Source organism: Bradyrhizobium sp. LeoA1Lang (genome assembly GCF_055413685.1).
The window spans coordinates 1-22,008 of record NZ_JBVAPG010000133.1; the positions used below are offsets into that span (position 1 = coordinate 1).

Annotated in this window: 22 protein-coding genes; 10 read left to right on the forward strand and 12 right to left on the reverse strand. The window is 62.4% G+C overall.

Annotation, left to right across the window (positions count from 1 at the left end):
• Window positions 1–175: 175 nt before the first annotated feature.
• From ACZYOF_RS32410 to ACZYOF_RS32425, 4 genes are read right to left on the reverse strand one after another with little or no spacing between them, the layout of a single operon-like run.
• Window positions 176–1,018 carry a HesA/MoeB/ThiF family protein gene (locus ACZYOF_RS32410; protein ID WP_463718323.1) on the reverse strand — a complete coding sequence of 281 codons (843 nt, stop codon included), beginning with the start codon at window positions 1,016–1,018 and terminating at the stop codon, window positions 176–178.
• Complete coding sequence (locus ACZYOF_RS32415; protein ID WP_463718324.1) at window positions 1,005–1,523, reverse strand: hypothetical protein; 519 nt, start codon at window positions 1,521–1,523, stop codon at window positions 1,005–1,007. Before ACZYOF_RS32415 ends, ACZYOF_RS32410 begins: the two co-directional genes overlap by 14 nt.
• Window positions 1,520–1,849: a hypothetical protein gene (locus ACZYOF_RS32420; RefSeq protein WP_130581839.1), complete on the reverse strand. Its 330-nt coding sequence runs from the start codon at window positions 1,847–1,849 to the stop codon at window positions 1,520–1,522. The genes ACZYOF_RS32415 and ACZYOF_RS32420 overlap by 4 nt, the downstream gene beginning before the upstream one ends.
• Complete coding sequence (locus tag ACZYOF_RS32425) at window positions 1,846–2,379, reverse strand: multiubiquitin domain-containing protein (RefSeq protein ID WP_130581838.1); 534 nt, start codon at window positions 2,377–2,379, stop codon at window positions 1,846–1,848. Before ACZYOF_RS32425 ends, ACZYOF_RS32420 begins: the two co-directional genes overlap by 4 nt.
• 329 nt (window positions 2,380–2,708) lie before the next feature.
• Here ACZYOF_RS32425 and ACZYOF_RS32430 point away from each other — a divergent pair, with 329 nt between their 5' ends.
• The 6 genes from ACZYOF_RS32430 (at window position 2,709) to ACZYOF_RS32455 (ending at window position 11,324) form a co-directional block, all read left to right on the forward strand.
• Window positions 2,709–3,098, forward strand: coding sequence for an antitoxin Xre/MbcA/ParS toxin-binding domain-containing protein (locus ACZYOF_RS32430; RefSeq protein ID WP_130581837.1), 390 nt, complete (start codon window positions 2,709–2,711; stop codon window positions 3,096–3,098).
• A 6-nt stretch (window positions 3,099–3,104) separates the two neighbouring features.
• Window positions 3,105–3,803 (forward strand): RES family NAD+ phosphorylase, encoded by a 699-nt coding sequence (locus ACZYOF_RS32435; protein WP_165421374.1) that lies wholly within the window; start codon window positions 3,105–3,107, stop codon window positions 3,801–3,803.
• 24 nt (window positions 3,804–3,827) lie between these two features.
• Complete coding sequence (locus ACZYOF_RS32440; RefSeq protein ID WP_130581835.1) at window positions 3,828–4,316, forward strand: DUF2937 family protein; 489 nt, start codon at window positions 3,828–3,830, stop codon at window positions 4,314–4,316.
• Window positions 4,317–4,366: 50 nt separating this feature from the next.
• Window positions 4,367–5,257 carry a hypothetical protein gene (locus ACZYOF_RS32445; RefSeq protein WP_463718325.1) on the forward strand — a complete coding sequence of 297 codons (891 nt, stop codon included), beginning with the start codon at window positions 4,367–4,369 and terminating at the stop codon, window positions 5,255–5,257.
• Between the two features lie 113 nt (window positions 5,258–5,370).
• Window positions 5,371–8,034: a PD-(D/E)XK nuclease family protein gene (locus ACZYOF_RS32450; RefSeq protein WP_245476621.1), complete on the forward strand. Its 2,664-nt coding sequence runs from the start codon at window positions 5,371–5,373 to the stop codon at window positions 8,032–8,034.
• Window positions 8,031–11,324, forward strand: coding sequence for a UvrD-helicase domain-containing protein (locus ACZYOF_RS32455; RefSeq protein WP_463718326.1), 3,294 nt, complete (start codon window positions 8,031–8,033; stop codon window positions 11,322–11,324). The genes ACZYOF_RS32450 and ACZYOF_RS32455 overlap by 4 nt, the downstream gene beginning before the upstream one ends.
• Before the next feature lie 29 nt (window positions 11,325–11,353).
• Here the strand turns inward: ACZYOF_RS32455 and ACZYOF_RS32460 are convergent, their stop codons facing one another.
• Genes ACZYOF_RS32460 through ACZYOF_RS32470 form a run of 3 tightly spaced genes read right to left on the reverse strand, consistent with a single transcriptional unit; the run spans window position 11,354 to window position 14,518 of the window.
• The gene (locus ACZYOF_RS32460) at window positions 11,354–11,851 is read right to left on the reverse strand and encodes an NUDIX hydrolase (protein WP_130581833.1); all 498 of its coding nucleotides are present in this window, start codon (window positions 11,849–11,851) and stop codon (window positions 11,354–11,356) included.
• A gap of 8 nt (window positions 11,852–11,859) precedes the next feature.
• Window positions 11,860–12,906 (reverse strand): Ku protein, encoded by a 1,047-nt coding sequence (locus tag ACZYOF_RS32465; protein WP_165421373.1) that lies wholly within the window; start codon window positions 12,904–12,906, stop codon window positions 11,860–11,862.
• Window positions 12,881–14,518: a hypothetical protein gene (locus ACZYOF_RS32470; protein ID WP_165421372.1), complete on the reverse strand. Its 1,638-nt coding sequence runs from the start codon at window positions 14,516–14,518 to the stop codon at window positions 12,881–12,883. Before ACZYOF_RS32470 ends, ACZYOF_RS32465 begins: the two co-directional genes overlap by 26 nt.
• A 431-nt stretch (window positions 14,519–14,949) precedes the next feature.
• Here ACZYOF_RS32470 and ACZYOF_RS32475 point away from each other — a divergent pair, with 431 nt between their 5' ends.
• The 4 genes from ACZYOF_RS32475 to ACZYOF_RS32490 all read left to right on the forward strand — a co-directional run bounded on the left by ACZYOF_RS32475 (window position 14,950) and on the right by ACZYOF_RS32490 (window position 18,126).
• The gene (locus ACZYOF_RS32475) at window positions 14,950–15,315 is read left to right on the forward strand and encodes a S1/P1 nuclease (protein WP_130581831.1); all 366 of its coding nucleotides are present in this window, start codon (window positions 14,950–14,952) and stop codon (window positions 15,313–15,315) included.
• A gap of 20 nt (window positions 15,316–15,335) precedes the next feature.
• Window positions 15,336–16,442, forward strand: a complete 1,107-nt coding sequence (locus ACZYOF_RS32480; RefSeq protein ID WP_463718327.1) for an SLOG cluster 4 domain-containing protein — start codon at window positions 15,336–15,338, stop codon at window positions 16,440–16,442.
• A gap of 494 nt (window positions 16,443–16,936) precedes the next feature.
• Entirely contained in the window at window positions 16,937–17,833 is an 897-nt protein-coding gene (locus ACZYOF_RS32485; RefSeq protein WP_463718332.1) for an MFS transporter, read from the forward strand.
• Window positions 17,830–18,126: a hypothetical protein gene (locus tag ACZYOF_RS32490; protein WP_463718328.1), complete on the forward strand. Its 297-nt coding sequence runs from the start codon at window positions 17,830–17,832 to the stop codon at window positions 18,124–18,126. Before ACZYOF_RS32485 ends, ACZYOF_RS32490 begins: the two co-directional genes overlap by 4 nt.
• A gap of 132 nt (window positions 18,127–18,258) precedes the next feature.
• On the opposite strand, the gene ACZYOF_RS32495 is transcribed toward ACZYOF_RS32490, so the two are convergent.
• The 5 genes from ACZYOF_RS32495 to traC all read right to left on the reverse strand — a co-directional run bounded on the left by ACZYOF_RS32495 (window position 18,259) and on the right by traC (window position 21,657).
• On the reverse strand, window positions 18,259–18,732 hold the full coding sequence (locus ACZYOF_RS32495; protein WP_245476870.1) for a GNAT family N-acetyltransferase: 474 nt from the start codon (window positions 18,730–18,732) through the stop codon (window positions 18,259–18,261).
• Window positions 18,733–18,994: 262 nt separating this feature from the next.
• Entirely contained in the window at window positions 18,995–19,204 is a 210-nt protein-coding gene (locus ACZYOF_RS32500) for a hypothetical protein (RefSeq protein WP_130584399.1), read from the reverse strand.
• 48 nt (window positions 19,205–19,252) lie between these two features.
• Complete coding sequence (gene traG, locus ACZYOF_RS32505; protein WP_463718329.1) at window positions 19,253–21,190, reverse strand: Ti-type conjugative transfer system protein TraG; 1,938 nt, start codon at window positions 21,188–21,190, stop codon at window positions 19,253–19,255.
• On the reverse strand, window positions 21,177–21,392 hold the full coding sequence (traD, locus tag ACZYOF_RS32510; protein ID WP_463718330.1) for a type IV conjugative transfer system coupling protein TraD: 216 nt from the start codon (window positions 21,390–21,392) through the stop codon (window positions 21,177–21,179). The genes traG and traD overlap by 14 nt, the downstream gene beginning before the upstream one ends.
• 4 nt (window positions 21,393–21,396) lie before the next feature.
• Window positions 21,397–21,657, reverse strand: coding sequence for a conjugal transfer protein TraC (gene traC / locus ACZYOF_RS32515; RefSeq protein ID WP_463718331.1), 261 nt, complete (start codon window positions 21,655–21,657; stop codon window positions 21,397–21,399).
• Window positions 21,658–22,008: the final 351 nt, after the last annotated feature.

Below are 22,008 nucleotides of genomic sequence, written 5' to 3' on the forward strand. Positions count from 1 at the left end.
AACGGCGGCGAAATAAAACCCGAGCCCGAATCAAATGGATGTTCACAACCGACAAAGCTCGCGCCAAACTCGGCCGCGCCTATCCAGCCACCCCCAAAGAGTCAAAATCACTGTGATAGACCACTAGCGTATTGCTTTTCATTCCCCGAAAGTACAGCCAAATGCGCTCCACCCACTAAACGTGCGGCTGACGTGCACTCATTTTGGCGGCCAATTTTCGGATGTCGAAGGTCATGTCGCCGACGGCCGCATTCGGGTAATGCGTGCAGGAAGCCGACCAGCGGCGAAACCGTTCGGCCTCCACCACCAAGCCCGAGTTGCCATCATATGAGAGGTAGGCTCCCGGCCTGGTACGTCGGCTCCAGGGAGTGATCAATTGCACGACCAGTCCGACCGCCAGCGAGGCGAGCACGCCGTTCGACCACACCACTTGCGGACGCCCGCCGGCGGCGCCGTACCTGCGGGACTCTTCCGCCAGCGCCGCGTCGGTAACGATGCCCATGCAGCGCAGACACGAGCTGCCGGGCTCGGAAAGCACCACCTGGCCAGCAACCAGATGACCATGCCCGCCGGTCAGCTTGTGCACGTCCATTCCCTGATCGATGTACGGGATCAGGAAGCGCCGGCAGAACGCGTCGAGCTCGTCCTTGCCGCGCACGTTGTCGAGACCGCCCACGATGACCTCGCAGCGCTTAAGCGCGTCGCCAGCAAGCTGCCATTGCTTGCGATGGATCTCGACGCGGGCCTTCGGATTGATCGCGAGGATCATCCTCTTCATGATCGCGACCTTCGCGGTCCGCTTGAGCACGTACCACCAGGTGCCGCCGATCAGCCTGTTTAGGTTGGTCAACGAGATGTTGTCGGCGTCCACCAGCACGAAATTGCAGATGCCGACATGTGCGAGCTGCTGGGTGACGTGCGAATTTCCGCCTCCGAGGCCTACCAGGCCGACCGTCACCTCCGCCAGCCGCTGTTCGCTCTTGGCGCCGAGAAAGCTCTGTCGGTCAAGCCAGCTCATATTTCGCACCCCATTGTTCGACGATCGGCTGATCGATTCGGATGAAGCGGTCGATCGACACGGAAGGCTTTCCGGGCTCGAGCCAGAGCAAGCCCGTTGCGCCGGTGTCGCTCAGCACCAGGAGACCGTGTGGCATCTTCGGGCACGACTGGAAGAAACCCGGAACGAATTCGTTGCCGCTCTTGAGGTCTACACCACTGAACCCGGGAAGGCCGCGGCCGCCATGGGTATGGACATGCAACAGCGTCGACGCGGGTCGATAAGCCGATTGCGCCGCCTTGCGCATTGCGTTGGACCCGATCCGCGCGCCGACGCCGGGGGCGACTTCGTAGTCGTCGTCAGCGACGGGCATGTATCCGCGCACCAGCAGCAGCAACCCGCCCGGCACAGCGGCAGCGCCTGCCGTCAGGAAGCCGACGCGCTCGTGCGCGAAGAAATGGGGGCGCGCGAGATCGCGCCGGACGAGATCCAGCATCGGACCGGTAATCTTGAGTGCGACCTTCATTTGAGCTGCCCCAGGTGAATGGCGAGGATCTCCGCCCAGGGCAACGACGCCGGCACATAGTTGTAGGACATGGTGTGCCAGGGCCTACCCATGATCTGATGGACGGTCCAGTTCTGACCGCGGTTCGGAAAGGACTGCGACAGGAAGAGGCGGGTGGTGTAGCTCCCGTGGCTGCGCGGGCAGAGCAGGCCGTCGACCGTCGTTGTGCCGCCGTTGTGCTGTACTTTCATCGTCGGCAGATAGACGAGGGGCTGTCCTCCCTCGTCCCAGAGTTCGGCGCTGCGGTTGATCCGCCGCAACGCCGCGATTTGAAGATCGGTGGTCACGACGACTGTCCCACCGGCGGATGGGAAGCGAATTCCATCCCGTCCTTGACCTTGAGGCGTTCGCCCGGCGCCATCTCGCGGAAGACGCCATCGATGCCGATGATGTCCAGCTTGTAGCCGGCGGGCACCCCGAACACCGCCATCAACTCCTCGGTGGTGTAGATGCGGCGCTCGAGCTCGAACTCGACATCACCACCGTAGATCACCGTCACCGTCTTCTTGCGGTGCCTCAGCTTGAAGCGTTCGACCCCGCGGCCGCCGATGTCGACCTCGTCGTCGTCCTCGAAGACTTGTTCGACGCCCGGACGTTCCAGCGACAGCGCCTGATCGTCGCCGGCGCCTGCGAGGAACTTGATCTGCCAAGCAATCAGCTTGTTGCGGGGCCATTCCATCGACAGGCCTTCGACGAAGAACCGGTGGGTGTCGCCGCCCTCGACCGCGAAGAAGCGGCTGATCTTGTTCTTGTCGAGGTCAGAGGTTTCGGTGGGTCGGAGAGATTCCAGCTCGCCCGTTCCGAGATGCCGCAGCACGACATAATCCTCGACCGGGTGCGGCCGGCGGCCATGCAGACCTGGGCGCCGGTGACCTTGGCGTCATCGAACGCGACCGAGGCGAAGTTGAAGTCTCCGTCGCCGATCTCTGCCTCGAATGAGCGTTTGTCATGAACCTGCTTGTTCGCGGTATCCGTCAGTGCGGTGTCCATAAGTCTCTCCATTTCCGGCCACACGGACGGGGTACCCAGGCCTTGACGAAATCCCGGAAGGGACAGATGATCACGAATCAGTCCGTTATCGGACAGTATCTAATAGGACTTATTTTACAATTCAAGTCCGATTTGACATCATGCCATGGAGGGCGAATGCACCCGGGAAACCACACGGAGACCAGCGAACGACCCCGCGGGGGTCAGCCAACCTCTCTCGACTTCTTCTTCAAACTTGCGGAAATCTGGGATTTGAGCACCGAACAGCAGATTAAGTTGCTGGGATCTCCGGCACGCTCGACCTATTTCCGCTGGCGCAAGGACGGTGGCGACGTGTCCGCTGACACGCTCGAGCGGATCTCACATCTTGGATCGATCTATAAGGCCCTCAGCATCCTGCTCGACTCCTCGGAGGCCGTCGTGAGCTGGATCCGACGGCCGAACCGGTACTTCGAGGGGGCCACGGCCCTCGATGTGATGCTGAGCGGCAATCTGAGCGACATCATCAGGGTACGACAGTATGTCGATGCCCAGCGCGGAGGGTAACCACCAGTGTATCCGCAGATTTCGATCGACGGACAGTACCGCCGATTGTTTCCTTCAAAATATCCGACTATCGACATCTACGAGAAGTTCGGATCTCGCGAGATGCAAGCGCTCGCCGCCGATCTCGAAACAATTACGAATCCGCGCCTTGCCGCGAAATCCCGCATCACCGGCGGCGATGTATCGACGGACGCCAATTCGCCGAAGCTGCAGAACTGGAACCACGCTCCGTTCGCCTACCCAATGCCGGAAGGCTCCTACTGCCTTCCTCCGCCCTACTCTGTCCTAGAGCTGGCGGCGGACGAGCGCGGTGCCCTCGCGCGGGCAATTCTGCGCCGAGAGGAATTTCTCTCGCGCACGGACGAGCCGGCATGTGGCGTCGACATGCGGATGATCACGAACAAGGTCGTCGGGAACTTCGTCGATCTGCGCGGACTACCGCCCGACACCACGCAACGCGCACGACGACTGCTTGGGCAAAGCTTGTACGAGGAAGACGTGCAAGGCGTCATCTTCAAGATGGTCGAGTTGCCGGGCCACGAGTTTATTAGTGTGTTCAATAGTGACGTCCTGATCGAGCGCGGCATTCAGGGCGCCCACTATCGTTTCCGCTGGGACGGAACGAGGATCACTCGCGTGTTCGATTTCGGAGCCAACAAAGACATCGATCGTAACGAGATCATCGCCGCGTCCTTGGCGGCCTGAGCGCGCGGCAGCAAGGAACCAAGCATGCGTACGCCGATTTCGATAGCGATTGCCGTTATTGTCGCGGTGCTGTTCTGGCAGGAACCGGAATTCGTGCAACAATACGCGCAGCGGCTTGGCGGTGCCATCGACGAACTCGACCGCGTCGTACGACATTTCGACGAGGACGCCCGCCGCTCCGGATATGATCGTTCTGGCGCGCTGGGGCTCATGTCCCGAAACCAGGAGCAACTCGTCCGCGATCAGGCGACGAGAATCTCCGAGAGCATCGGTCGATTGGCCAATCTGCGCGCGCAGCAAGCCGCCATGGGGCAGCTCGGATCGTTCACGCGCACCGGCGCGTTCGCAACCGGCTATGATTCCGACCTTGCCGCGCGAACATGGAAAGATTTTCAGTTCGCGCTACCGGTTTCCGCCGATGGCGTCTTGTTCGCGTGCACCGGCTTCATCCTAGGATTCTTCCTCTCCTTCGCCGGAGCCATCGGTCTGGGTCGATTGGCACGGGCTCATTGAAGCCGTTCGCTGCGAAAACATCGAACCCTGCGGAGCCGGATATCGCGATCATGGATGCGCCGAAAAGCAAAACAAAGGGACCGGCCATCGGTCTTCACCAAGCCAAGCAGCTTTGTCGACTTGACGAACGCAGACGGCTTGAACTGATCGCTGAAGGGCTTCCTGTCATCCTGCGAAGTGCTCAAGGCTTCTGGACCGCTGCAGAAAAACTTCAGACTCACCCTCGAGAAGCAAAAGTCCTGGAGAATTATGCGGACGAAGAGGCCGCCAAAATCCTAATCCTGGTCGACGCGGTGCGTTGCCCGCCAAAACTCATCGCGTCCCGCCTGAATACGATCGTCGGCTGGTTCTACAATCACCTGGCGCGGCTGATCTATGCCGAAGCGGTTTCGTGGAAGCCGACGCATCTCGCCGAACTACGCGGGTACGTGGATCGACAGCGACGCGGGCACTATCTCGAAGGACATGCCGGCGAGTACATCGCGCCCAACTGGGCTATATATCAGCGCGAGAGCCTGCTCTATGCCGATGTCGAGGCCTATCAGGACGGCAAGCTGGAATGGAGTGCGCCGCGCGACCCGCCATACGGTCATTTCGGATCGTTTCGGCCGCACGCGCTGCGCGTGGTCGAGGCCATGGAGCAGGTCGGCATGTTCACGCCGGCCGGATTGAAGGCCGTGTCGGATATCTGGGGTAGCCTGGAATACAAAGACAAAGAAGATCACCACGACGGCAGAAAGCTGACGGAACAATTGCTGACGCGATTGCACGCCGAGGGTCTAATCCTCGATACGGCCAACGATGAACATGTCGGCACACTTTACAATGACTGGCAGATCCCGATGTACAATCTTGAGTTCTCTCTCATACCGGTATCGCTCGAGGAACTTGAGGCGGAGCAGGAGCGGGAGCTCTGGTCCATGGTGGGCGATCCGCGATAGGAGCGCCAGTTCACTCACGCAACTCGCTGACCGGATAAAAAGCCATTCAGCCGACTCCTTGATCGACTAACACCAGAGACATTCCATCGGTTTGGAAAAAGGGGCACGAGCAGTTGAGCGACGATCGTCTACCCACGCTCCGGACCGCAGTCGTCGAGGGCCCCCTCGCGTTCCAGATGCGCCGCTTCGCGGCGGCGCAGGCCAACGATTGCGGCCTCCAGATTCTGAACTTGCCACAGGTCGCCGCGCGGCTCGCCGGTGGTTTCGCGATCCCGGCTTCGGCCGATCATTTGGAGCCCGCCATCCAGCAGGCACTTGACGAAGGCGGCTTCGACGAGCTCGAGCGCGTGCGACATCTGCCGGGCATGACGCGGGCAGTGTTCCGGACCCTGAGGAAGATCTGGGCGGCGGACTTCGATCTGTCGGCGTCCGGACGTGACGGTCACCGGCGCATCGCGGAGATGTCTCAGATAGAGGCCCGCCTCAAATCGCACTTGCCTCCGGTTGCGATGACACCTCGGGAACTGCGCGGCGCTGCGCTGGGGCGCGTTCGTCATGCGCCTCGAATCGTTGGTGAGATACGCATCGAGGGATTGTCCTTTATCGCGCCGGTTTGGCGACCACTGATCAAGGCGCTTTGCGGGGTCGTGCCAGTCGAGTGGATCGCGCCGGCCGGAGCCGACACCGGCTGGTTCCGCGGCACGATATTGCAGCTGGACTCGGCTACGGCCAAACAGCCTGCCGTTGTCTCGTGCGCCGACGTTCGCCACGAGGTGGTCGAGAGCCTGAGATGGGCGCGGCAGCTCATCGCTTCTGGCATCGCCCGACCCAACGAGATCGCGATCGCGTCGGCTAACACGACGGCGTGGGACGAACATTTCCTCGCTTGCGCCGAAGGCACCGGCTTCCGGCTTCACTTTTCCCATGGAGTTTCGGCACTCGCCTCGCGCGACGGACAACGTTGCGCGGCGTTGGCCGATGTCCTGATGCACGGCTTGAGTCAGCAGCGCGCTCGCCGGCTGTTTGCCGTGGCCCGGGGGCAAGGCCTCCCGCCGGACGAGCTCCCGGACCGTTGGCTGGACGCCATACCGCGTGGAGCGGCGCTGTCGAGCGTGACGGATTGGAGGCGCGCGCTCGAAACGGCGGGTCGCCATGCGCCAGGACGGGTTGCCGTCGAGGCCACGACGCGCCTCCTCGAGGTGCTCGCGAAGGGACCGGACGCGGCGCACGAGGCGGCGGCGATGTTTCTTCATGGACGCTCGCTCCGAATTTGGCAGGCCGCAACCCGATCGGCGCCGACAGATGCCATCGAGTTGTCGTTGCGGGGCGCACGTCTCGCGCCGGAGACGGATGCAGCTGATGCCGTCGTGTGGTGTCCGGCCGGGGATCTCGCCGCCGCACCCCGTCCTCACGTGCGGCTGCTCGGACTCACGAACCGAGGTTGGCCGCGCGGAAGCGGTGAAGATCCAATTTTACCGGATCATGTTCTGCCGGCCAACGCCTTCGACGTCGATCCAGTGGCGCGCGCTGACCGGAGGCATTTCGCTGTCATCCTCGGTGCCGCGTCGGGAAGTGCCGTGCTTTCGCGCAGCCGCCGAGGCGCGCAAGGCGGACGCGTCGGCCGCAGCCCACTGCTGCAGAACCGCACAGAGACCGTCCTTCCACGCGAGCGAATTCCGGAGCATGCCTTCAATCATTCCGACCGGCTGCTGGCGCGCCCCGAAGAGGCAGCCGGCATTGATCAGGTCGGTTCGGCCGGCCGGTGTTGGCGCAACTGGCACGTCGAGCGCCTCACGGACCACGACGGATGCTTCCAGCCTGGTCATCCGGCCATCAAGCGTTCAATCGAGCGGATCCAGTCGGCGACCTCGCTGCAACGGCTGCTGCGAGACCCGCTCGGATTCGTCTGGAAGTATGCTCTTGGCTTCGACGTCCCGCAGGAGCGTGACCAACCGCTGACCATTGCACCGGACGAGTTCGGCAAGCTGGTGCACGAGCTGCTACGGCGCGCCGTCGATGCCCTCGAACCGGAACCAGGATACGCGAAGGCGTCCGACATCCAGATCGAAAACGCGCTGGAGAACGCGAGCAAGGTCGTCCACGCCGCCTGGCCCCTCGAACGTCCGGTCCCCCCGAGGTTGCTGTGGGCCAATACCGTCGACTATGCGAAGGCGATGGCGCTGGCGGGGTTGCTACGAAAGGATATCAACGAAGACGGCACGCGTAGTTGGACCGAGGTAGCCTTCGGCCAAGCTGCCGGCTTCGAAGCCGGTCGCGAACTACCGTGGGATCCGACGATACCGGTCAAAATACCGGGCACGCCCGTTAGTTTGCGCGGCACCATCGACCGGCTCGACATGCGTAGCAATCCGTTTACGGTCAGGGTAACCGACTACAAGACGGGAGCACCGCCCAAGAACGCGGCCCGCATCGTGATCGGCGGCGGTGCCGAACTGCAACGAGCCTTGTACGCGCTTGCGTGCCGGCAACTGTTCGAAGAAGAACCAAGGGTCTTGGCGAGGCTGCTGTATCTGGCCGGAGAGCCGTTCGAGGTCAGATTGCAGGATGTCGACGCGGCTCTCGCCCGGATCGGCGACTTCGTGAGCGAGGTGGTGGCCATACTGGACCGAGGAAACGCGGTACCCGGAAGGCTCGCCTACGACAGGTCCAACGACCTTCGATTGGCCTTTCCCGCCTCACCTGGGTACGAGCGTCGCAAGCGCGTAGCGTTCGATCGTGCCGCGGGAGGACTCTCTAAATTCTGGAACACGCCATGACCCGGCGAGACGACGACGGCGACCGCCGCCGCGCATTGACCGAGCTCGATTCGACACTTCTGGTCGAAGCCGCCGCTGGCACGGGAAAGACGTCGCTGCTCGCGGGGCGGGTGGTGATGTTGCTTGCCGGCGGCGCAGCTCCGAGGTCCATCGCGGCGATCACCTTCACCGAGCTCGCGGCGGGCGAGCTCCGCCAACGGATCGCTCACTACCTCGACGCCCTGCTCTCCGGGACTGTTCCTCATGAATTGCGGTTATGCATTCCGTCAAGATTGAAGGCGGCTCAGCGGAGATCGCTGCAGACGGCGAGCGAGTTACTGGACGAGTTGACCTGCTCGACGATTCACGGATTCTGTCACGACTTGCTGCGGACCTACTCCGTCGAGGCGGCGATCGATCCGGGCGCCGAAATTCTCGATCGCGATCAAGCCGTCTTCATCTTCGACGCGATCTTCGATCATTGGTGGCGCGATCGGCTCGACGAGCCGCGTCCTGCCGATGATCCGATCACGGTGGTGGCGCGAAAGGACCCGACCGGAGCCGAGAAACTCCTGCGCGACTTCGCCAAATCGAGGCGGCGCCACCGGAATGCCCGCCCCCGGTCGCCCGACCTGGATGCCGACGCCCACCTCGGTTTCGGAGAGAACGTTCGCGAGTTCCGGCGTTGGTGCGACCGTGTCGGGGGACCGCGCGACGCCGAGAGCGACATCGCCGATCTCGAAACGTTGGCTACGCACTTCGAGCGCGGCCTCGCTACGGGTCTTGACTTCGCGCGGTTGTGGGACGCGGCGCATCCCCCGACGCTGCCCCTGATGCGAGCCAGATCGTTCGATCTCCGCGAATACAGGCGACGTTCGATTTGGAAGCGCGCCAAGGGTGACGTCGAGGGTGGGCCTCTCGCCGACCAGGCCGAAGAGCATTATGCGCGATGCCGCGAGGCCTACGGCACGCTGATGGGCCGGATCGCAACTGCGATCGTTAGCGTGTTCTCCTCCGAGCTCGACGGACTCCTTGCCGAATACGAAGCGTTCAAGCGGCGAGCAGCGGTGATGGATTTCGACGACTTGCTGTTTACTTGCCGCGAGGTACTCCGCCAATATCCCGAGGTACGGGCCGCCGCCGGCGAGCACTTCTCGCGCATACTGGTGGACGAGTTTCAGGACACGGACCCGGTGCAGGCGGAGATCCTATTTCTTTTGGCCGGATCGGACGGATCCGCCGGTGCTGTCTGGCAGGAGCGTCGCCTGCGACCCGGCCAACTCTTCCTGGTCGGCGATCCCAAGCAAGCCATCTACCGTTTCCGGGGAGCCGATCTCGCCACCTACCTCATGGTACGGAACGCGATCGAGGCCCAGTTTCCCGACAACATCCTTCGGGTCACAGCGAATTTTCGCTCGAGACCGCGCATCCTCGAACACATCAACGGCTGCTTCGCGGGGCCGCTCGCCGCGCAACAGGCTGGGTATGTTGCATTGCAGGGCACGAGAGATGACGCAGATCACGGCTTTCCGAGTGTCGCCAAAGTATCCGTCGATCTGCTGCCGAATACTCGAATCGACACCAGCCGGGACGAAGAGGCGCGCGTTGTTGCCGAGATCTGCAGCCGCTTGATCGGCAACGTCGAACTCAAGCTGAACAACGGCGGCAGTAGGCGCCTGACGCCAGGGGACATCGCCCTGTTGGCGCCCGTCTCGACCGAGCTGTGGCGCTACGAGCGAGCACTCGAGGAGGCCGGACTACCCTTCGCGTCGCAAGCCGGCAAAAACCTTTTCAAGCGACAGGAGGCCCAGGATCTCGTCGCGCTCGTGCGAAGTATCGTCGACCCGCGCGACACGCTGGCCTTGGGCGCCCTTCTGCGAGGGCCATTGGTGGGTCTCTCCGAGCAGGATTTGCTTACGATCACTGCGAGCCTGCCCGTTCCGCCGGGCAGCGAGTCGGCCCGCCTCTCGCTAAACACCCACCCGGCGATCGTACAAAACGATCTCGCGCGAGAGGTACTCGGCATATTGCGCGAACTTCGACTCCGGCTACGCGTCACCACGCCTGCGCTGCTGCTCGCCGAAGCGATCGAGCGACTTCGAGTGCGGGCCGTCGTCGCCGGGCGCAGTACGGATCAAGCCGCCCGCTCGCTCGCCAACGTCGACAGTCTGCTCGAGCGCGCCCGGAACTATGGAGTGCGCGGGTTCGTGCAGTTCGCGCGGGACCTGGACGAAGATTGGTCGGCCGGCACCGGCTTCGTCGAGGGCATCGTCGAAGCGGATGGCCGATCCATCGAGATCGTGACGGTCCACAGCTCGAAAGGCCTTGAGTGGCCGGTCGTCATTCCTATCAACCGGGCCTCGATGCCGCGCCCGCCCGAGCCCTTTGTATACCGCCGGAGCGACGAGAGCCTGCACTGGGCGCTCGGTCAGGTGACGCCGCCCACGCTGGAGAGCGCGCTGCAAGGAGAGAACCAGGAAAAGCGCGACGAGAACCTTCGGCTGCTCTACGTGGCTTGCACGCGCGCCATGGAATTGCTCGTCATTCCCGACTTCACCTGGTGCGACGAGAAGTCCTGGGCGAAACAGCTCGACTTCGGCCTCGGCGACATCCCCGAACTGAACATCTCGAAGCTTCCGCGCGCGGTCGTCGCTGCACCGAAATCGGGCGAGAATCGACAGTCGGCGGAGGTCTTCGCCGAAGAACAGTCGCGGATCGAGCGAGGCTTTCCGGCGATCGCATGGATCAAGCCCAGCGAGAGCGATCCGGACGTCCTTTCGACGCAGCCACCGGATTCCGCGGAAGACGCGGCGCTCGATGCTCCGGTGCTAGTCCAGGGAAGTCGCCTGCGAGGCATCATTCTGCACAAGCTCATGGAGGAGCTGGCGACCGGAGAACTCGCCGCGAAACCAGGCGAAATGAGAGAAAGGGCTCACCTGCTTTGCCGGCAACTCACGACGGACGCGACCGGCAAGCCCGATCCCGACGAGATGGCGGACACCGCCCTGCGCACATTTTCCCTGTCCGAATTACAGCCATTCGTTCATCGGCTCGTTCCGGAAGTGCCGTTGTACGGCGCAACGACCGCCGGCACCGGCGAACTGATTTCCGGGCGCGCCGATGCGGTGGCCCTGGCGGACGATGGCGATCTGGTCGCGTTCGATTGGAAAAGCGACGTTGCGCCGAGCGGACGAGAACGCATGGCCTATCGAGAGCAACTTGGTCAGTATCTTCATGTCTTGGGTGCGCAGCGCGGCGCGATCGTATACATGACATCTGGCCGCATCGACTGGATCACTGCAGCAGGGTGAGCGGACGGGCGGTGCAAGTCGCGTGATACTCATCTCTCCGCTTTTCCGTAGGTGCGCCCGGCTATCAGGACCTCGAGCAATCGATCGACGAAAATTACTTGTCCCCTGAGGATCTTCCGTCGCGCGTCGGCAACAGCGAACCAATCCGCCCTGTCGATTTCCGGAAACGTCCGGAGACGTCCGGAACGCGGCGGCCATTCCATCTCGAAGGTGTTGCTATGAATGAGCGCGGTATCCCAATCGCCTTCGATTGCCCACGCTTTTACGACTTTGCCGCCCGGTTGCCGCTCCTCCCCGAGTGGCAAGAAAATTCCCTCCGGGTCGTGTCCGGTCTCTTCGGCGAATTCGCGCCGAGCGGCGGAAAGTGGCGCTTCATCGGCGCCAATCAGGCCTTTCGGGATGCTCCAGGCACCGTCATCCTTGTTTTGCCAAAATGGTCCGCCTGGATGACCCAGCAGGACTTCGAGATCGGTAGCGCGTCCTCTAAACAGGAGAAGCCCGGCGCTTTGCGATTTCCGCGAAGCCATCGTGCACGCTAAGCTGACTTTCGCTGCTGTTTGGCCGTTGACTTCTTTGCGGCGGCATCCTTCGGTTTCTTGCCGGCGATCGGCATCAGCATTTCCTTCTGACCGGCTGCCGCCTTGCGCGGCTTCTTGGCTGATTTCTTCGACTCTGTCGCGGTCGCCGCGCCTCCTCCGATGCTCTTGCGCAGCGCGTCCATCAGATCCACCACGTTCTCGCCGCGCGGCCGCGCTTTCGCGGCGATGGATTTGCCTGCGCGCTTTTGGTTGATGAGATCGATGAGGGCGGTTTCGTACTGGTCTTCGAACTTGTCCGGCTCGAAATGGCCTGCCTTTTGATTAACGATGTGCTTGGCCAAGTCGAGCATATCCTTGGTGACTTTGACGTCTTGGATATCGTCGAAATACTCGTCTGCGGACCGGACTTCGTAGGGATAGTGCAGCAGGGTCCCCATCAGCCCCTTGTCCAGCGGCTCCAGCGCAATGATGTGCTCGCGATTGGTCAGCACCACGCGACCGATCGCGACCTTGTTCATTTCGCGGATGGTTTCGCGGATAACGGCGAAGGCGTCGTGCCCGACTTTGCCATCTGGAGTCAGGTAGTAAGGGCGGATCAACGCTCGTGCAAATACCTTGTTCGTATCGCCATACTTGAGTTGACGCAGAGCGTAGGCATAAGCGACAGCCCAGACCTCCTGCGGGGATCCCGCGACTGCCAGGGCCCACTCGCGGCAGGCTTGGATGAAAGCAGGAAATGCGCAGCCCGCGATATAGGCGTCAAGCGTTCCCCACTGGCCGAGCAGGGCCTCTGACGGCCACCCTTGAGGGAGCCGCGCTGCCTGCAAATGAAAGATCGTGCTCAGCTCCAGGGTCACTGGATCGACCGAGGCAAACGAGAGGCCGGCATCGCCAAAGTCGATCAACATTGCACCGCCGCGCTGGTCGAATACGATGTTTGCGCAGTGAAGATCGCCGTGCTGGCAGCACCGGGCAGCCACGATCTGCCTTGCCTCCACGGTTTGGATATCGATCCCGTCAAGTTCCGCGTGAATGCCTGGCAAATCTGTGTCTGCAACGATCTGCCTGCGAATCCGCGAAACAGGAACATTGATCGTGTTGCTGCCCTGATACCAAGGGCCTTCGATCGCCCGAACAGCAGCTGGCACATCGTTGAACCACCGTGCAGCGCTGCCCCATCGAGAGGAAGTCGATTTCCTTGTAGTCCGTTCCATCCATCAGCGCGATCTGAATATCGTCCTCGACGATTGTCGTGAAGAGGGCGCCGCCCGCATCGCCGCGCAGCGCATCGCAGAGGCGCGCCGCTCTTTCGTCCGTAATCTCCAGATCTGCAGCAATCGTGTCGGTGTCCCGCGCCTCGGCGAGTTGCGCGATCTCGACCGGGCTATATGTCTCGGCAATGCGGTCAGCCAGTTCCGCGTAGCGTAGCCCGCTTCCCCGAAGCGCGGCGTTCAGCGCGCTCACATACGCCAGACGCTGCGAATACGGCAGGACCGTTAAGCGCACTGCTGGCCCGAGATCAACATTCAGCTGCTTCGTAATTTTTCCGCGGTCCTTGGTGAGCTCCTGGCGCGCGCCGTCGTTTTGCGCAAGCAACTTTGCGCGCTGCTCCTCCAGGCTGGTAATGCGCGCTGTGCGTTGCTTCCGCAGTTCGACCAGCGACGTCAGCACAGAAACGCGCTGCGTGATGTCGCCGATCTGCTTATCGATCGCGCTCGCGCCCTTTTGCTTTTCTTCGATCTTCTGCCTGACATCACGCGTGCGGTTCTCAAAGCCAGTCCTTTGGCCCTGCGCTGCGGCCAGCTTCTTGCGCAACTCTTCGGCGATCGCGTTCAGCTCTTCAATTCCTGTCCGGATACGACTATACGCCGTGCGCTCACGCTTCCTGAGATCAGCCAGCTCATCGGCGGTGCCGGCCTGCGTTGGCCATGGTTCAAATAAGGGATGACGGTCGACGGCCGCGTCGACCTCCTCCAACCACTCGGTGAACGAGTCGACGACACGTTCGATCGACTCGGCCCGCACACGCGCTGAAGCCAGCGGCGGGGTGAGTTCGTTCAAGGACTTCCGGAACCCTTCGATCTCCTTGTGCACGCTGGTCTGCGCCTTCGCCTGCGCTTTCAAAGTTGCCAACGTCGATTGGAGTTTCGGCAACTCGGCGGTCCGCTCATCGATGTTATCGACCTCAGCCAACAGCGTCCTGATCTCTCCGGTTAGAGACCGGATGCGCGAACTCGTCGCACTGGTCGGCGGTGCGGGGCGGCCCGCGAGGAAACCGTCCACGAGGCGGAGGCGCGACTGAGACTGGAGGCCGATGCTCTCGATCTCGGCCTGCGAAAACACGAACGGCGGCTCGAATCTGTCGCCATCTTCGACCTCGGTATCCTGGGCGGTGCGAGACACTTCGAACCGTTGCTTCCCGTCAGACAGGACGATCGTGACCTTGCCATCGCCGAGTACACCCAAGGCATGTTCGGTGGAGTGCTGCTCGTTTTCGGGGGTGTACGAGCGCGCCCCGAGACAAAAGCGAATAAGCTCGATAACCGAGCTTTTGCCAGTGCCGCGCGCGCCGATCAGGACGTTAAGCTTGCGTGAAAAGCATTGATCGAATCCATGAAGGAGTCCGCCCTCGACCTTAATTGATTCAATCCACAAAGCCACTCTCCAATGCCATCGCCGGCTGGCACATCTGTTGGCCAACATGATAGCCTACGCCGGCAGGCTGTCAGCATCAAAGGTCGGCGTCCCATCATACTGATTTATCGATCATTTTCCAATATTGTTCCATCGCTCCGACATAACCTACGAAGCTGGCAAATAGTGCCCGGCTCCGCAATTTCGGGATATACCGGCTCCGAAATTCTGGGATATATAAATGAAAGCATTCAACTTAACATGGTGCTCGGTCGCGGCGGCCGACATGTTTAAGTGCTCCGATTGCGGCGCTCGCCTGGCGCGCGAGTCCCGTCTCCAATCATGATCAAGCAGACTAACGATACAAGACTGATCGAAATGGGTGCGAACTGTTCTGAAGGCCAGGCGCGAGCCGGAGGAGTACCGGCCGCGCCCGTGCTGGAGGATCTCTATTGACAAGCATTTTCGGGTCAGGCCCGGGCCTCGATGCACCGAAAGGCGATGTCGCGCGGCAGGCGACCGCCGCGCTACGCGGCTATTCTTCTGTCTTCGGGGCCATCTTCGACGCTGACGATCGGGGTGGTCTCGGGTCGGTCGCGGTCGATGCCGATGCGGAAAAGGTGCTCGATCCCGATCGATGGGCGCAGGAGAGCTTCGAGGCCGCAAAGAGCTTCGCATACGCCCAGCCGGTCGGGCTCGGTCCGGCCGCGGTCCAACTCACGCGCGACTATGAGACGAACGCACGCAACACCGCCCGCAACCGCGCAGCCCTTGCCGCGGCAAGGCTGGCGAAATTGCTGGACACGGCGCTTCGCTAGACCTCGAATGGAGAATTGGGATGCTGCCGACGATGCTTCAGAGGTTGTACGGGGCGTCCGACCTCCTCGATGGATTCAATCCGTTCGACGAGTTGGGCTTCACGCTCACCCGCGACTTCGAGGTGTTCCGGCAATTCGTGTCCGACGGAGGACCCGTGCCGTCCGCTCTGGAGACCCGACTGTCGCAGGCGCGGCACGACGCGACGATCGCCGATGCCCTCAAGAGGTTTCTGAAAGACGTTGGCCGGCCGCTCGTGGGATTCATGGGCGGCCACGCCGCCAAGCGCAATTCGCCGGCGTTCGCTGACATCGCCAAGCTTGCCTGGAGCGTGGCGCAGGACGGGTACCTCATCGTGACCGGAGGCGGTCCCGGCGTCATGGAGGCTGCGCACGTGGGAGTGGCCTTCAGCAAAAACGGAATGGACGATCTCGAAAGGGCCTTGGCGAAGCTTGCGGCGACCCCGGATTACGGCGATCTGGATGATCTCTTCGAGAACGACGGCAGCCTTAAGAAATCGAAGCGGAAGGACGTGATGGCCGCCCGCGATTGGCTCGCGGCTGCCCTCGACGTGCGTTCGGCCGCGCCGTCGACGCTGCCTCTCAGCCTGGCCATTCCGACCTGGCTGTACGGCGCCGAGCCCACGATGCCGTTCGCGACGCACTACGCCAAATATTACCAGAACAGTCTTCGCGAGGAAGCGCTCGTCAATAATTCGCGGGCTGGGATCATCTACGGCCGAGGGGGCGGCGGAACGCTGCGCGAGATTTTCCAGGACGTGGAAAGGAACTACTACGCTAAGGACGCTGAGAATTTCACTCCAATGATATTCTTTGACAGGGGCGGCTACTGGCTGCGCTCCGCGATCTACGAGAACGGCAGGGTTACGAGCTACGGCTTGAAAATGGACGAAACCGTCCCCGAGATACTCAAATTCGGGATCTGCACCCGATTGAGTCCCGACGAAGCCGCATTGCGGCAATTTCTCGATCAAATGGCCTTCACGGACGACGTATCTGTCATTAAGGATGTCTTGGCCAAGCATTCGGGCGTTGCGAAGCGGAATATGTCCTTCGCGCTCGCCGGCGAGTCGTTCAGGATACCTACGCTGCGCATGAACCGGGCCTAACCTAAACGGGCGCCCGCTGCCCAGTCTTCCCCGACGTTCCGGACAGGTATCGCCAGCTGCTGTCCAGAACTCCCGCGACCACCATGACGGCCGCCAAAGGCGGGACGCCCTGCAGCGGATTTTGGCGTGCGATATCGAACGCGCGCTCACGCGTATGCGCTTTCCCCAACGAAATGCTCGCCCACCAGGTAACGTTCCGATCAAACGCATCCATGAACTGGTTTCTGATTTCGCCCGAGCTATGCAAAGCCGCGGGTTGACGTGCGCGGTGCGATCGTCGATGGCGAAACTAACCTGCTCGTCCGGAGCGGAGCGATAGTCTTTGGGCTCTTCCCAGCGGCTTTGCAGACGTCGGGCTCTCCGCCGGAATGTCGAAAAAGAAATTGTTGAAGAGGCAGGCTCGAAAGTATCCGCTTTCCGGCTTGCCGCGGTGGGCGAGTGTGAGGGAAGGAGGGTAGCGGTCCTCCGGGAGAGCGCGAGGGAACGAATTGGACGTGCAAGCCATACGACGACTTTGCTTTGTTGGGTTTTCCTTGGCGTCGTTCTTCTTTGTTGGCGTCGGCATCGTCTTGCCGGCGTGGATCGCGTTCCATGCCGGTGGATCGAGCCTGGTTGGCCTTGTGCTGCTGAGCTCCAGCGTCGCTGGATTCGTTCTCGCGCCGCTCAGCGGGTACATCGTCGACCGACATAGTCGTCTCATAGTCACCGCAGCGGGACAAGCGATCAGGGCTTCCGGCCTTTTTATGTTGGCCCTCGTGCAGGTCCTGCCCGAAGGGCTCTCACGCCCCCTGCTGGTTCTATCAGCCATTCTCGGGGCGTTCGGCTACGCGCTCCTGGCGGGCGCCATGAGCGGCCTGCTCCAGTCGCTCATTCCCGAGACTGAGCGGATGACATTCAACATGCGCCTGTCCTTCTTCAATCAGGCAGGGCTCGCCATGGGGACAGGCGTAGCCGGCTATGCGATCGATCGGCTCGGCAGCACTATGGCGGCCGTCCTGTCCGCCTGCATCGCATTGGCCATTCTGCCTCTCCTCGGGATGCTGACGAGGACCCCAAGCGGTCGCCGGTCGATGAAGGGGCTCAATCCGCTTTCCGCCTCGCGTGAGGCGTTCCGCTATCTTCTGAACGAGCCGCAAAGCCTGTCCGCTGCGGTCACGGTGGGCCTGGCGTTCGCGGTGATCCAGATCACCAACCTGTTGTTGCCGGGTTTCGTCATCCATGCGCTTGGCGGCGGCAGCGATCTCTTCGGCATGCTTGAGATGACGGCCGCAATCGCCGGCATGACCGCCCTTGCTGTCGCTGGGATACCGGCGCTCGCCAGGAAAATGGCCCGAGCAACGGCGACGGTTCTCGCAGGGGCAGCGGCTTCGTTGATCGTTCTGTCCTTATGACCAACCCGCTGGCTGCGATTGTGCTCTATGCCGTTGCTGGAATGCTGTGGAACCTGTCACGGGCTGCGGCCAACGGACATCTTTTGACCGTTGTGGATTCGGCCCTGATCGGACGCGTCCAGGCATTCACGACCTTGCTGACAGGCGGGCTCGGTGGGCTCATCTTCCTTCTGCCAACCTTGGTCCCCAACGCAACTGAAGCTGGCCTCTACATGGCCTGTGGAGTGACGATCTTCATCACCACGGTGCTCGTTGGCCTATGGACCGGCCGCCGCAGACGCGCGCGCATCTGAGTGCTCATGCTTTCAGACGGCGTTGTATTTTAGCGCGGCTGTCTCCCTCAAACTGACGGCCGAGACGATGTGAGGGTTGATTGGTCGCCGCCTACGTTCAAGGTTGGGTTTTGCGCCGGTGAACGCTGAAGTTCACAATTCCATCCGCACAATCTCAATAGGCTCCCCGCCGAGTCCACGAGAGGAAACGTCGCGGCCCACGCTTCGAAAGCCGCATTTTTGATAGAAGCCTTCGGCGTTGATCGTCGCCTCGAGCCTGATCGGCCCACTATGGCCCATCCGCGCTCGTGCTATCCCGATCTCGAGCAGCCGACGGCCGAGCCCGGCACCTGCAGCCTCAGGCAATAGGAACAACCTGGTTACTTCGCCCGGCTCGGCATCGACAAATCCAACCACACTACCTTCGTGCTCACAGACCGTCATTCGTCCCTTGGCGATGAGCGCTTCGTAGAATGCCGGCGTCCGCTCGCCCATCCAATTCGCGATCTGGTCCCGAGAGTAGGATGCTCCCCCAAGTCCGGCGATTGACGCCTTCGTGATTTTGAAAACCGGCTCCGCGTCTTGGTGGTGAGCGGCCCTGAAAGAAAACTTGCCATCGCGCATCATCAGCACTCCAAAGAATCTCTCTGCGTTTTACTCTGTGGAACCACCAGGTCGCAGTCAACGGGATTCCCGTCGACGACACAGGTCAGACGACGGCTCTGCCCGCAGAAAGGAAACGCGCCGGCCTCCGTTTGGCCCGGGCGTCGTTGACCTCCGCTGGTCGACAATTCTGCAGCGATCCACCACGAGACGTGGGCCAGCACCACGATCGCGTACGCTGCCGGGCGTCCATCGTCATGAGCGGCGACCTTGAGCGCGGACCCAGTCAGGGAGATCGCCGTGTAACCAATTTCGAACTCGGCCCAGGCCAGGAAAGCACGCTCTCCTTCTGAACAGGAAGGCGCAGCTCCCTTGCGCGCTCGATGCGCTCGGCTTGCTGAAATGCAATCTCTTTGCGTACAAACTTCTCTAGTTCGCCTTCTGCGGTTCGCCAGAAATGCTCGCGCGGTCTCGCGATCCCTTTCCGTTCGATCATGATCCGCTCCCGGAAAGCTGCCAGACTACGGCAACAGGTAACCCGGCGCTAGGTTCTGGGTGCCCACCCAGCTTCTCTCTGATGGAACCTGTTCTCGCCGACGCACGCCCGCATGTCGGTGCGCCGGAACCAGATGGCGCGGCCGCAGCGTAGCGGCGGATTGCCGGCGGTGAAGATGATCTGTTCGTCCGTCCGCATACGTAGCACCTCATGCGGCAGCATGAGCGCCCGGCGCGCGAGCTGCTTGGACCGCGTCCGGGAGGAACCCGACATCTGCGAGGACCGGCTCAGCTGATCAACTTCGACCGTCGTGTCACCGCAGCGCTTGGAGATGTAGTCCGCCGTCTCGGGATCGTTGATCGCCGAGAAGGAGATCCAGGACGCACTCTCGAACCACTTGCTGGTGGCATCACGGCCGCCATAGGCCTCGCGCATCTGGCCGATCGACTGGTAGAGCATCAGCAGGGTGATGCCGTATTTACGACCCGCGTCGCGCGCAGTTTCGAGAATGCGTAAGTACCCGAGGCGGGCGACCTCATCGAGCAGGAACAGGGTGCGGCCGGTCACTTCGCCATTGCGATTGTAGATGGCGTTAAGCAGCGCGCCGATGATGACGCGGGCGAGGCCGGCGTGGTTCTCCAGTGTCTTCAGGTCGAGATTGATGAAGACGTCCGTCCGGCCTTCCGCGAGCTCGGCCGTCGTGAAGCTCGACCCGGACACCAGCGCGGCATAGTTGGCATAGGAGAGCCAGTGGGTTTCTTTCACCGCGTTGGCGTAGACGCCGCTAAAGGTCTCCGGCGTCATGGCGATGAAGGGCGCGACATTCTCCTTCACGAAGCCGGATTCCGAGTTGTCGTAGATCGATTGCAGTCGCTGGCGCAGCTTCGGCTCCGGCTCGGACAGATTGGCCCGGACCTGGCGCAGGTGCTGGTCCTTCTTCTCCGTATGACCGGACAGGCAGACATCGGCGGTCAGCGCCGTCAGCAGCTGCAACGCCGAGGCTCGAAAGAAGTCGTCCCGCGCCGAGCCCTGGCGCGGATTGTCGGTCATGACCCATGACGCGACGGCGGCAATGTCCTCCTCCTTCGTTGCGCCGTGCTGGCCGATCCAGTCGAGCGCATTGAAGCCGATTGCCGAGGAGCGCGGGTCGAGCACGAAGACTTGGCGACCCGCCCCGTGCCGATGTCCCGTGACCATCGGCGCGACCTCGTTAGAGGGGTCGAGGACGACCAGCCCGCTACCCCATTTGAGCGCCGTCGGCACCGTGACGGATGTCGTCTTGAAGCCACCGGAACCGGCGAACACGATGCCGTGCGACGAGCCGAAGGACGCATCGAAACAGAGCAGAGGAGACTTGCCGCCGTCGCCCCATGTCTCGGCGTCATCGGCGCGGAAGGACTGGTCGACCACCGCATCCCGATCGACGCGATAGCGCTCCCCGACCACGATGCCACCCGCCTCCGGGAACAGCCGCGCAGCCTCGGTCATCGTCATCCAGTCCGACTCGCCATGGATGGCGCGTTGGCCGCGAATGCGGCGCGGCGCTGTGGCTGCGAAGGCGGCGTTGCCCTTCATGGCCACCCGCAGCCCGAACACGGCCGCGAGCGCAGCGATCGTCGCTCCGATGATGGTCGAGGGATCGGCATAAGCGAGAGGCCGGTTTCCAGCCGGCAGGGCAGTGGCGAAGGAATGGAGGCGCGCGATCTCGCGCGAGGCGGCGATCGCGACCACAAGCAGGCCGCCGAACACGACGCTCCAGCCGGCCGAGCGGATCGCCGTCGCACCCGCCGCCGCGAACAGGAAGATCACGCCGATCGCTGCGGCGATCACGTAGGGCAGGGCGATACCGATCCGGCCGAGCACCAGCCGCGCGTTCGGGGTTGTCCCGAACTTCGAAAGCCACGCTTCGATGCCGGTGAGGGCAAGGCACAAGCCCGCCATCAGCACGGCCGGCGCGAGTGCCAGGGCCATCTTACTTGCTCTCATGGCCGAACGCTTTCACGCCGATCGCCGTGAGGCGCTCGCGTTCCGCTTCGTTGCCGCGCAGACGGCCAGCGGCATCGATCAGCAGACCCAGCAGCAGCGCGCGCTTCTCGTAGCGAAGCCCGGCCTTCGCGATCAGGCCGCCGAGCTCAATCTTCTCCCGCGTGTCCTTCTTGCGGGCGTCAGTGGCATCGGAGCGGCGCATGCGTTCAGCCCTGTTCAGCCACGCCCGAAAACGCGCCAGGCGGGATGGCCGTGGCCGCCTTGGCGGGTCGGCCGCTGCCTTTGCGAAACCGGCCGGCGATCTCCTCGAAGGCCGACAGCAGCGCGCCTTCCTCGATCTCGATCTCTCCTATCCCGGCTCTCAGCGCGATGCGGCCGATGCGCTCGGCCTCGCGCGTTTCAGCCTGCTTCAGCTGCTCCTGGAGCCGTGCGATTTCGTCCCTGATCTGCCGCGAGGGCTTTTTCATTCCGGAAGACCTTTCCTGTCAGTTCTGCGCGAAGCCGACAGGAAAGCCGGGGTGAGCGCGAAGCGCGACCCGGGTAATTAACGGGGTCGGCGAAGCCGACGCTTTGGAAGATCATCCCGCCGTTCCGAAGGAGCGGCTTCCAAGGGCGCAGTAATACGTCGCTGACGCGACGTCCTGCTTCCGCCCCAAATGCGCGGGCCGATCCCGACGAACGCCATGTTCATTCGTCTTAAGGATCGCGCCAGCCGTGGCCATCACCCATTTCACGCCCCAGCTCATCGGACGCGGCGATGGCCGCAGCGCCGTGCTGGCCGCTGCCTACCGGCATTGCGCGAAGATGGAGTTCGAGGC